The sequence below is a fragment of the Haliscomenobacter sp. genome (genome assembly GCF_040403615.1).
Classification (GTDB): Bacteria; Bacteroidota; Bacteroidia; order Chitinophagales; family Saprospiraceae; genus Haliscomenobacter.
In genome coordinates this window covers 41,183-52,277 of the sequence record NZ_JBBAKG010000040.1, presented here as the reverse complement: position 1 = coordinate 52,277, position 11,095 = coordinate 41,183, and the positions used below count along the sequence as shown (strand labels likewise).

Annotated in this window: 10 protein-coding genes; 3 read left to right on the top strand and 7 right to left on the bottom strand. The window is 44.5% G+C overall.

The genetic code is table 11. The annotated features are described in order from the left end of the window. Positions 1-190, top strand: a 190-nt coding sequence (locus tag ABW391_RS14640; RefSeq protein ID WP_353482629.1) for a hypothetical protein, incomplete at its 5' end; no start/stop codon positions are given. Positions 191-203: 13 nt separating this feature from the next. Here ABW391_RS14640 and ABW391_RS14635 read toward each other — a convergent pair. The 5 genes from ABW391_RS14635 to lysS all read right to left on the bottom strand — a co-directional run bounded on the left by ABW391_RS14635 (position 204) and on the right by lysS (position 3,585). Next, positions 204-428 (bottom strand): hypothetical protein, encoded by a 225-nt coding sequence (locus ABW391_RS14635; RefSeq protein ID WP_353482628.1) that lies wholly within the window; start codon positions 426-428, stop codon positions 204-206. An 18-nt stretch (positions 429-446) separates the two neighbouring features. Continuing rightward, positions 447-668 carry a hypothetical protein gene (locus ABW391_RS14630; protein WP_353482627.1) on the bottom strand — a complete coding sequence of 74 codons (222 nt, stop codon included), beginning with the start codon at positions 666-668 and terminating at the stop codon, positions 447-449. 75 nt (positions 669-743) lie between these two features. Next, the gene (locus ABW391_RS14625; protein ID WP_353482626.1) at positions 744-1,424 is read right to left on the bottom strand and encodes a hypothetical protein; all 681 of its coding nucleotides are present in this window, start codon (positions 1,422-1,424) and stop codon (positions 744-746) included. A 154-nt stretch (positions 1,425-1,578) separates the two neighbouring features. Next, positions 1,579-1,791 (bottom strand): hypothetical protein, encoded by a 213-nt coding sequence (locus ABW391_RS14620; protein WP_353482625.1) that lies wholly within the window; start codon positions 1,789-1,791, stop codon positions 1,579-1,581. A 258-nt stretch (positions 1,792-2,049) separates the two neighbouring features. Further along, the gene (lysS, locus tag ABW391_RS14615; RefSeq protein ID WP_353482624.1) at positions 2,050-3,585 is read right to left on the bottom strand and encodes a lysine--tRNA ligase; all 1,536 of its coding nucleotides are present in this window, start codon (positions 3,583-3,585) and stop codon (positions 2,050-2,052) included. A 91-nt stretch (positions 3,586-3,676) separates the two neighbouring features. Between lysS and ABW391_RS14610 the strand changes: the two genes are divergently transcribed. Next, on the top strand, positions 3,677-4,579 hold the full coding sequence (locus ABW391_RS14610; RefSeq protein ID WP_353482632.1) for a histone deacetylase family protein: 903 nt from the start codon (positions 3,677-3,679) through the stop codon (positions 4,577-4,579). A gap of 808 nt (positions 4,580-5,387) precedes the next feature. Here ABW391_RS14610 and ABW391_RS14605 read toward each other — a convergent pair. Both ABW391_RS14605 and ABW391_RS14600 read right to left on the bottom strand, forming a co-directional pair. Continuing rightward, the gene (locus ABW391_RS14605; RefSeq protein WP_353482623.1) at positions 5,388-7,007 is read right to left on the bottom strand and encodes a hypothetical protein; all 1,620 of its coding nucleotides are present in this window, start codon (positions 7,005-7,007) and stop codon (positions 5,388-5,390) included. Positions 7,008-7,230: 223 nt separating this feature from the next. Further along, positions 7,231-8,244, bottom strand: a complete 1,014-nt coding sequence (locus ABW391_RS14600) for an aspartate-semialdehyde dehydrogenase (protein ID WP_353482622.1) — start codon at positions 8,242-8,244, stop codon at positions 7,231-7,233. A gap of 212 nt (positions 8,245-8,456) precedes the next feature. Between ABW391_RS14600 and ABW391_RS14595 the strand changes: the two genes are divergently transcribed. After that, on the top strand, positions 8,457-11,063 hold the full coding sequence (locus ABW391_RS14595; protein WP_353482621.1) for a lamin tail domain-containing protein: 2,607 nt from the start codon (positions 8,457-8,459) through the stop codon (positions 11,061-11,063). Positions 11,064-11,095 lie beyond the last annotated feature (32 nt).

Here is an 11,095-nt window from a genome sequence, read left to right as displayed (position 1 = left end):
CTCATTTGCACAAACCATAGTGTTTTACAATAATAACATGTCTAAATTTTTAGGGTTTTGCTACAAACGCTTTGTTTTTGAACAATTTCGTTTTGAAAACACTTATTTTGACTCATCAAATGCTACTATTTTGAAGCATCTGATTTATAAAAAAAACAACCACGTTTGCAACTTTGCCATCAAAATTTAGACATGCTGTACTGTTAATAGTTACTATAAACGGTATAACCAATACACGCACCTGTTGCTACTAACAATCCAATGCCTACTGGTCCCCCAATGACAGCTTTAGCAACGGTTGAACCGAGTAAAGCCCATGCTCCAAGCGCTGTTCTACCTACTCCAATTGCGGCGCATACACCAACTATTGTAGGGTCTCCCGCACCACCACATACATTCTCCATTTGAGTGAATTCAACTTTTTCCATTTTGATTAGTTTTATTGTTTAATTAAAATCTTGAGCAGCAGTAATTCCACAACCAACTGCCGATGCACTACTGATCGCAGCAGTTGCAATTCCATACGCTACCGGTGCAAGTACTCCTCCAGAGACAAACATAGCTGCTCCTCCGATGAGTATTGACACGCCTGCTAATCCACACCATAGGCCACTTCTAAAACTACCTGCGGTTAGAAGAGCCATTTCTTCATTTGAAAACTTGTTCATAAATTTGTTTTTAGGTTTTAATTAAGTTAATTTACTCCTCTCGCGCGCCGAGGAATCTCTTATCTGAACTCCCAACTAGGAGCCAAAATTCACTTGCAAATACACCAAAAACAGACACCAAAGTACCAATCCCACACCATAAGTACCCGCTACAAAGCCCAGTCCTTTGGCTTTTTCACTCAATTGCCTTACCCCTGCTACCAACAATACCCAAAACAAGACCTCAAAAACATTCAGGAAGCTTGCTGGAGCCATTGCCAATTCAGGAAGGTTTGCTTTTCCGACCCAACCGAGCAGCGAAAACCAATCTGCCTGGTAAAAATCATCCATGCTTTGGATGTCCATAAAAAGTAGGATGATGGTTTGGAGAATTTTGCCCATTGAGACTACTGCCATTGCCCTGATGATCAGGCCAAAAAATGCTCGATAGGGTATCTTCCAATCCAGCAAGATTGCTCCGGTAAACATGCATGCTGCTATGATTGCGCTTTGAAGCAAAAGCATGAATGGAATGACAACATAATTCACCCATTTCCATTTAGCTTGGAAATTCAATAGCGCATCAATCCGATCGATTGCCATTTGTTCTCCCAGTAGACTGTAATACACATCTTTGGTTAGGATCAACTGATCTTGTACAAAAAAAACAACTAAGGAAACTGCACACAAAACGCCAAAGGTTTCCCAAGTAGATAGCCCCCAAGAGCCTTTGGTCAATTGTTTATTGTTTGGTATTTCATTGATAGTATGCAACATGATTTTCCTTTTTTAGTACAATACAAAACTACAGTAAGCTCAAATACCAATTTGTCAAAGTTTGTAAAAGCGTGTCAAAGTTTGTAAAGCAAATTGGTTGTTGTAAAAAAGACGCCCCACTTTCAAGCAAGGCGCTTTTTTTATCAAGCCTTTTTCAGCCTTTTCGCCAGTCTTTTGAGAATTTGGAAGGTTTATCTTCCAAAGAAACAGGCTTCCCCAATTTCTCGTAAACCAGCTCTACTTCACTAGGCGCAAGAAGAACGCGAGCAGGAAGTATGATGCCAACTCTTTTCAACCAACTGTAAAAAGTAGGGCGACTGACCCCATACTCTTGGGCCAATAGATCGCGGGTTTTGCTGTTGCTCATGCGTACAATATTTTACGGATTAATAATTCGATGGCAAGCTATAAAGAGGCATCCCTCAAATCAAGGCACTTTTGCACGATTTTGACCACCCCAAATTTTCGAAATTAAACTACACAAGGGATTAAAGGAATTGATTCTCAGGTTTGTACTTTTTTCAGGTTGAATTTTTTGTTCCTTATCGCATTTGACCCACAAAAAAAAAGCCTGTATCACGCATTAGCAGATACAGGCTTTTTGTTTCCAAGCACACACTGTGGGTTACCCTTCCGTCTTCTCCGGCCGCATTTGGGGGAAAAACAACACCTCTTGAATGGTATGGTTGTTGGTCATAAACATGGTCAGGCGGTCGATGCCGATGCCCAGGCCGGAAGTAGGCGGCATGCCGTATTCCAGCGAACGCAAAAAATCTTCGTCCATGGCCATAGCCTCGTCATCACCGCGAGCGGCCAGGTTGAGTTGGTCTTCGAGGCGTTCGCGCTGGTCGATCGGGTCGTTCAACTCGGAGTAGGCATTCGCAATTTCTTTGCCGTTGACAAACAGCTCGAAACGTTCTACCAAGCCAGATTTGCTGCGGTGTTTTTTGGCCAGCGGGCTCATCTCGATCGGGTAATCGATGATGTAGGTGGGCTGGATGAGGTTTTTTTCCACTTTGGCGCCAAAAATTTCATCGATCAACTTTCCACGACCCATCGAATTGTCGATTTCGATGTGCAGTTGTTTGCACAAGTCGCGCAATTGCGCTTCGTCCATCTCGGAAATGTCTACTCCGGTGTATTCCTTGATGGAGTCGTACATGGTCAGGCGGCGGTAAGGCCCGGCGTAATTGATTTCGTGATCGTCAAATTTGAGGAGTGGGTTATCGTTGTTGATGGTACGGGCAATGTATTCGAGGCATTGCTCTACCATTTCCATCATCCAGTAGTAATCTTTGTACGCCACGTAGATCTCCATGGAGGTAAACTCCGGGTTGTGGGTACGGTCCATCCCTTCGTTGCGAAACATTTTCCCGATCTCATAAACCCCGTCAAAACCTCCCGCAATCAAACGCTTAAGGTACAGCTCGTTGGCAATGCGCATGTACAGCGGCATGTCCAGGGTATTGTGGTGGGTATTGAACGGCCTGGCAGCAGCACCTCCGTGAATGGGCTGCAAAATGGGCGTTTCTACTTCCAACCAGCCTTTATCATCGAAAAAACGGCGCATGGCCGTAATGATCCGGCTGCGGGTAATGAATGCTTCCTTGATGTGCGGATTTACGGTTAAGTCCACATAACGCATCCGGTAACGCTGTTCCAGATCGGTAAAAGCGTCATACACTTCGGTTTCACCCGTTGCCTCATTGGTGCGGGTTTTGACCATCGGCAATGGGCGCAAAGACTTGCTGAGCAAAGTCAGTTCCTTAACGTGGATGGTGATTTCGCCCATGCGGGTGCGAAACACAAATCCTTTGACACCTATATAGTCACCAAAATCGAGCAGGCGTTTCAATACCACATCATACAGGTCAAAATTTTCGCCGTCGGTAACGTCGCTGCGCGAAATGTAGAGCTGAATCCGCCCACTGCTGTCTTGCAATTCGGCAAAAGTCACTTTACCTTTTTCGCGCACCACCATCATCCGGCCAGCCAAAGAAACTGCTTCAAACTGTTCGGGAGCATCGTCACTGAATTGTGCTTTAATGTCGGAAGCCAGGGCATTGACTTCAAACGCTTGGGCAGGGTAGGGGTCAACGCCCAATTTGCGCAATTCATCTAGGTGTTCCCTTCTGATAATTTCCTGTTCACTTAAATGCATGATGTGTTATTTTTGTGGCCACCTTTCGCCTTGTTACAAGAATTGCAAAGGATAGCTATTTTTTTTGCGCTGCAAAAATAGAAAAAGTTTGATGCTTAAAATCGCTTTCGACCCAATTTACAAGTATAAACTGCCAGAAGGGCATCGCTTTCCGATGATCAAGTATGAATTGATCCCGGAACAACTCCTGTATGAAGGGACGGTGTGCGAAGAAAACTTCTTTAATCCAGAGCCGCTGGATGAGGCCAGCATTCTGCTTACCCATACCCTGGATTATTGGCAGCGCCTCCGCGACCAGCAATTGACAGAACGCGAAATCCGGGCCATTGGGTTCCCCTTGACGCCCCAGCTGGTGCAAAGAAGCCGGGTCATCGCCAATGGAACCTTACAATGTGCGTTGTTTGCGCAGCAATACGGGGTAGCCATGAATGTTGCCGGAGGAACCCACCATGCCTACGCTTTTCGGGGAGAAGGGTTCTGTTGTACCAATGATATAGCGATAGCTGCCAATTATTTGCTGCATCATCACTTGGTGGAAAAAATTTTGGTGGTTGATTTGGATGTCCATCAAGGCAATGGCACTGCGCATATTTTTCGGAATGAACCCAGGGTATTCACTTTTAGCATGCATGGGGCTAAAAATTTTCCTTTGCGCAAAGAAGTTTCTGATTTGGATATCGGTTTGCCCGACAATACCGATGATTGGACTTATTTGCGTCTTTTGAAAAAAACCTTGCCAGGATTGATCGAAAAAGTCCAACCCGATTTGGTTTTTTACCTGTCTGGTGTAGATGTATTGGAAAGTGATAAGCTCGGGCGTTTGAGTTTGTCTACGCAAGGTTGCCGCGAAAGAGATTGGTACGTGCTGAAAATGTGTAAAGAAAACAATGTGCCAGTAGCAGTAAGTATGGGCGGAGGATATTCCGAACGATTGGCTTTGATAGTTGAAGCACATGCCAATACTTTTCGTGCTGCGCAGGAAATATTTTTTTGAATCATAGCGTGACAACGGCGTGGCAAAAGTGTGACCAAATTGCCAGACGGAAGTCTTAAAATTAAAGTTCTGTGGAGCGATGAAGTAGGGGCAAAAAAAAAGTCGCACTTTAAGCGCGACCCTTACATATAATCCCATGAACATATCCAAAAAAAATCTCTTGAGTCCGTTGATAGAAATAATGCTTCTTTCTTGCACAGAAGAATTATTCCTCGTAACTTGGCCTCACAATATGCTAATTCTTGACCCCAACAAAAAAAATTGTAATCTCACGAAATATCTTTTTGCAATAATTCCATGAGCATGACCTAGTTACTACTTGAGGGGCATTTCGTTTGAGAAATGCCCTTTTTTATTTTTGAGCAGAGACCTTGTCAGTTTAAAAGGTGTCCATCGTCCCGAAATTTCTTTCGGGACGACCGACCACTGACAAATTATAATCCCATGAACATATTCAATTTTGTGTGCCAATCCTTTTGACTAGCTGATGATCACTTGCTTCACATTCTCGTTATCTCCTGATCACAATACAAATATGCGACAGTATTTTTCCCTTGACAAGGACAATATTTGGGCATTGTGAAAAAAAATAGCAATGAATTTTTCGATAATCCCCTTTATTTGTTGAGTATTAATGTATGAATTGTGAGAAAAATAATTTTTTTGGAGAAAAAAAAAGAATTTTTTCTTTTGGTGAAAGGAAGTTTTTAGGCGGTAAGCGGTTGAAAAAAGTAAAAAAAAAACGAGTTCCTGGTCGATTAGAAGCCAGGAACTCGTTTTGTATGTCAGAATAGTGTAAAAAAAATCGTTATTCGTTTGGATTCTTTTGTTCTGGATCTACCGTTTTTTCGGAAATTTCCTCCTCTTTCTCTACAGCAGGTTCTTCGGTTGTAGCTTCAACTTCAGCAGTTGGTACCTCAACTTCAGCAGCTGGCACTTCAACTTCAGTAGTTGGCACCTCAACTTCAGTAGTTTCAGTTTCGGCTGTAGGAGCCTCAGGTTCTGCTGTAGGTGTTTCCATTGCTTCTTTGATGTCCTCTACCAGGTCACCAATTTTGTCTCCGATTACTTCACCTACTGCTTTAAGGGTATCTACCAAATCGGTGACAGAATCACTAACGGTATTGACAACTGCATCAAGCAAGGAGTCTTCAGCGACAGCAACGGGCGTTTCAGGCGTTTTGGGTGTGGTGCCTTTTTCAACCTTCAATTGTTCCGCAGCTTTAGAGAGCTTGCCATCGTCATCTTTGCGTGCGTCAGCGGCTGCTTTGATTTCAGATTTGATTTTTTCTTCAGCCGCGCGTTTTGCTTCAAGGATTTTGTCTTGCTCGGCTTTTTTTGCGTCGCGTTCTTTTTGGGTTTCCACCCGACGATCGAGTTCTTCGCGAGTCTGGAGCATTTCTCCCAGTTTCTCCCGTTTGGAGCGAATCCGCTCTTCGATCATCAATATTTTGGCTTGACGGATTTGCGCTTCTAATTGCCCATCCGTGTTGGCTACTTTGCGTTTTTGGAAATCCAGATCGTCTTCATCTCGCTTGATGGATTTCTCCATCTTGTCAATTGCAGACATCAAGCCTTCGTAGCGCCGATTGAGGCGCTCACCTGGGGAGCGATCATCACCCGGAACGCCATCATTTGTGGCGCCGGAGGTTGGTGCGCTTGCGCTGGTGCCGAAACGTTTGTCTTTGATCACTTTGAATGCAAGATCTAAACGATCCCAGATCTTGGTACGGTGATCTTTGGTTAATTTGGCTTCTCTGAATTTGCGTTGCATTTCTTTGAGGTCATCAAAGAGCGGTTGCAGGCGCAATCCATCACTAACCTTTTTCTCTACATCCGTCAACATTTGATTGAAGCGTTCGAAGTTCTCTTTGGAGAGGCGTTCAAATTCTTCATCCAATTTGCCCCGTAATTCCTTTAATGAAGTGAACAGCTCGTTGGTGCGATCGCGCAAAGCGTCCGCGTGTTCACGGAATAAGTTGCGATCCCGAACCTGTACTTGTACTTTGTCCCAGAACCCCTTCAACTCGTCCCACAACCCAGATTCAAAACGCAAAGCCTTTTCGATGCGGTCTCTGAATTCATTCAATTCAGAATGATAGGTGTGATAAAGTCGAGAAGAGAGCACAATGAAATGCCATTCGGTTTGGGCGCGTTGTACAATGTCATCCCGTTCAGCTTTTACGCCATCGGGGAGAATACTACCGCTCAGGGTGAGTTCTCTCTCTTCTGCAGAAAAGCCTTCTGGAAATTCGACTGCGTTGCCGTCTCTCCATTCCTTGAGCATCAGTTGGCTGAACTCTTCGGTTGCAATTTGTTCGGGGAAAGTAAAAGCTTTCACTTTGTTTTCCTCCGGCATCAATTCAAGGGCAATTAACAATCGTTCATTCTGTGCGTTAGTACCCCAAAGTACGAGCTTGGTCTTCATAAACTGGTGACAAATTTGCTGATTATCAATGCATTTTGATTTTATTCAAAATGTTCATGATGTACATTGTTCGTAGAAAACGGTTGGTAATATCCGTTTATTAAATCAAAAATAGCATTTTTTTTCAGTATTTACCTAGTATACAACAAGGTAATGGAAATTAGTTGAACGATTTGCAAGTAAAAACGCACGCATTACCGAGTAGCATCGCGTCTTTACTCCATTATGCCGGTACAGCGGAATGACCAACCAAGTTGTGGGCAGCCAAGTATTCGGCAATTTGCACCGCATTGGTTGCAGCACCTTTGCGCAAGTTATCCGCTACAATCCATAGATTCAAACCATTGGTTGTGGAATCATCTCTACGAATCCGACCTACAAATACTTCATCGCGGTCTTTGGCCAACATCGGCATCGGGTACTCATTCTTGGCTGGGTTGTCTTGAACGATGATGCCTGGTGTTTCACTTAAAATTTGTCTAACATCCGCTATTTCAAAAGGTTGTAAAAACTCCAGGTTTACCGATTCACTGTGTCCACCCAATACAGGGACACGAACAGCAGTAGCCGTAATGGCAATGCTCTGATCTCCGAGAATCTTCCGGGTTTCATTCACCAATTTCATTTCTTCTTTGGTGTAATCGTTTTCCAGGAAAGAATCGCAGTGGGGAATGCAGTTTTCAAAAATCTGATAGAAATAGGCCATCTCATCAGCCTCGAATCCTTTGCGCTCCATTTGGTATTGTTTAACCGCTTTCATACCTGTACCAGTGATGGACTGATAGGTAGAAACCACAATACGCTTAATGCCGTATTTTTTGTGCAATGGCGCCAATGTCAAAACCATCTGAATGGTAGAGCAATTGGGATTGGCAATGATCTTGTCTTCGGCAGTCAGGGTATGCGCGTTGATTTCAGGAACAATCAGTTTTTTAGAAGGATCCATCCGCCAGGCAGATGAATTATCGATTACTGTTGTACCAACTTCTGCAAATTTCGGTGCCCACTCCAGTGAAGCACTGCCACCTGCCGAAAAAATAGCCACATCTGGCCGAGCTGCAATGGCCTCTTCCATGCCAATGATCACATATTTGCTACCATTGTACGCAACTTCTTTGCCTACTGAGCGCTCCGAAGCAACCGGGATAAATTCAGTAATTGGAAACTTATGTTCTTCCAATACTTTGATCATCACATTACCTACCATACCGGTTACACCGACTACTGCTACTCTCATGTTCAAAACAATTTAAATAATGAGGAAAAATTGTGCAGGTTAGGGCGGTTGAAATATTGTGAATAGATTTAACTTTCAAAATCATTCGATTTTTTGTAGTTTGCTTCCATTCTGGTGTGCGACCCGCGTGTCAGTTCGCGAGGTACACATGGTGATTTGTTATCAATGGGCAAATATAAGTGCATTGTATCTTTATTGCTACCTTTAAACGCATGAAAACCACAATAATTTTTTCTATTCTGTGCTGCTGGGTCATTTTTGTACACGCTCAACTGGCCGTTGACTTCTCATCCGGAAATTTTCAGGGATGGAAAGGTGATTCCAGTAAGTTTGCCGTGGTAAATGGCGCGTTACAGTTGTCTGATAACAATCCAGTTACCAACAATCAAGCGTATTTGTCCATTCCTGCGCCTACCGGGAGTGACCGGTCAACGAGTTGGGAATTTTATGTGAATTTGGCTTTTTCGCCTTCTACTACCAATTATCCACGGGTTTATTTATCGGCCAGTCAAGCAGATTTATCCAAACCGCTCAACGGCTATTTCATCCAGGTGGGGGGGATAAATGGAGATTCAGATGCCTTGCAACTTTATCGGCAGGACGGAGATAAACTGACTGCTTTTTTAAATGGCCGTTCTGGCGGAGTAGGTTCTCCCACCGTAAATGTACGGGTTCGAGTGAGTAGGGATACCTCAGGAACCTGGACGCTAGCAGCCGATTATGAAGGTGCCCAGGCATTTGTACAAGAAGGGAAGGCAAAAGATGCAACTTATCCTTCGGGTACGCACTTTGGATGGATTTGCAGGTATTCGGCTACGCGAAACAAGGCTTTTTCTTTGGACGATATCCGGGTTGATCCGCTGTTTACAGATCGCACTCCACCCGTTTTATTGGGGGTTGAAGCCCTTTCTGCCCAAAGCATCTTGCTGAAATTCAATGAAACAGTTGATCTGGCCAGCGCAAACAAGACCGATATTTATGACCTAAATCCTAGCGCAGGCTCCATCGCATCTGCCACTAGAGATGCCAATAACCCCGGAAACGTCATTCTAACCCTGGGGGAAAAAATGAAAAACCTGGTTGAATATACTTGCTCCGTAACGGGCATTCGGGATGCATTTGGCAATACCGCAAGCGTTCAGCGCAGCAAATTTACTTACTTTGAAATCAGCAAGGCAGCGGAGGGGGATATTGTGATCAGTGAAATTATGGCTGACCCAACCCCAGCTTTGGGTAAACTGCCAGCAGTGGAATACCTCGAATTGTGGAACAAAAGCAACAAAGTCATCGCACTGGATGATTTGCAGATATCTAATGGTGGAACGCCAGCAAGCCTGGGCAAAGGATTGTTTTTGCCCAATACCTTTTTTATCTTATGTGCACCCGAAAATGTGCTTGGCTTCCGAGCTTTTGGGCCGGTGGTTGGTGTGCCTGGCTTTCCTTCTCTGACCAATTCAGGAGATGACCTAAGTTTGAGAACGACCGCTGGGACTGTACTGAATCAGGTCAACTATACCGATGATTGGTACCGGGATGTGGACAAAGCGCAGGGAGGCTGGGCTTTAGAACTCATTAACGCCAACGCACCTGCAGATTGCCCCGGAAACTGGCGGGCTAGCGTGGATCCTACAGGTGGTACTCCGGGTCGACTCAACTCTATCAACAACCAACTCACCGATCGCAGCGGACCCAAATTGATTACCGCAGTATCGATTAATGACAAGGAACTGGTACTCAGTTTTGATGAGCCGCTGGATCTCAACTCTGCTGAAGATTTGCGGTGGTATGCCCTAACTGACGGGGTTGGAATCATAGATGCTACCCTGCAACCAGACAAAATTTCCGTGATTTTAAGCTTGAATGCGCCATTACAAATCGCCAAAGCCTATACCTTAACCATTGCTCCTGGAATCCGCGATTGTTTGGGAAATGCCCAAACAACCAGTCAGCAAGTACTAACCGGCTTGCCAGAACCAGCCATTGCTGGAGATTTGATCGTCAACGAAATCTTGTTTAATCCTCAATCGGGAGGTTCGGACTTTGTAGAGATTTACAACAAGTCTCAAAAGTTGATCAACCTGAAAGGGTTGCTGCTGATCAATCGAAAAAAAACAACGGGAGGGATTCAAAGTCTGGTTGGTTCGAATTACCTGTTGGCTCCTGGTCGTTATGTGGCCATCGCAGAATCTACCGCCGATGTTCGCCAACGTTATATTATTAAGGATTCTACGGCCTTGTTGAAAAATGCCTTGCCAACGCTCGAAGCGGATCAAGGCAACATCACCTTACAATACAATGGTGTTTCGCTTGACTCGTTCAATTACAGCAATAAACTACATAGCCCCTTATTGGATCAGGAACGAGGCGTGTCTTTGGAACGACTCAATTTTGATTTACCCACCAACGCTGCTGGAAATTGGCACTCTGCGGCGACTTCAGCGGGTTCGGCTACCCCAGGATATACCAACTCTCAAATCTTCAGGTCAACAGAACCAAACGCGGAGGCGGTATTTAGAATCGAAGAATCCAAGTTTTCGCCAGATGGAGATGGATTTCAGGACATTTTATTGTTGCCTTATCAAACCAATGCGCCCGGATATCTGGCCAACATCAGTATTTTTGACATCAACGGTCGCCCCGTAAAACGGTTGGCGCGCAACGAATCCCTTTCTGCCGAAGGCATCCTCAAATGGGATGGCACCACGGATGAACTCCTGAAAGCCAGAATTGGGGTGTATGTAGTGTGGGTTGAATTGTTTGAACCTCAGGGAAATAAATCGCAACAGAAACTGACTTGCGTGTTGGCTGGGAAGTTTTAATCATTGATTCAGCAAAAAGATCCAGGTAGTTT

Bases quoted from the DNA above. Each gene is read 5' to 3' on its own strand.
- ABW391_RS14635 (WP_353482628.1), bottom strand. From the start codon at position 428: ATGGAAAAAGTTGAATTCACTCAAATGGAGAATGTATGTGGTGGTGCG.
- ABW391_RS14630 (WP_353482627.1), bottom strand. From the start codon at position 668: ATGAACAAGTTTTCAAATGAAGAAATGGCTCTTCTAACCGCAGGTAGT.
- ABW391_RS14625 (WP_353482626.1), bottom strand. From the start codon at position 1,424: ATGTTGCATACTATCAATGAAATACCAAACAATAAACAATTGACCAAA.
- ABW391_RS14620 (WP_353482625.1), bottom strand. From the start codon at position 1,791: ATGAGCAACAGCAAAACCCGCGATCTATTGGCCCAAGAGTATGGGGTC.
- lysS (WP_353482624.1), bottom strand. From the start codon at position 3,585: ATGCATTTAAGTGAACAGGAAATTATCAGAAGGGAACACCTAGATGAA.
- ABW391_RS14610 (WP_353482632.1), top strand. From the start codon at position 3,677: ATGCTTAAAATCGCTTTCGACCCAATTTACAAGTATAAACTGCCAGAA.
- ABW391_RS14605 (WP_353482623.1), bottom strand. From the start codon at position 7,007: ATGAAGACCAAGCTCGTACTTTGGGGTACTAACGCACAGAATGAACGA.
- ABW391_RS14600 (WP_353482622.1), bottom strand. From the start codon at position 8,244: ATGAGAGTAGCAGTAGTCGGTGTAACCGGTATGGTAGGTAATGTGATG.
- ABW391_RS14595 (WP_353482621.1), top strand. From the start codon at position 8,457: ATGAAAACCACAATAATTTTTTCTATTCTGTGCTGCTGGGTCATTTTT.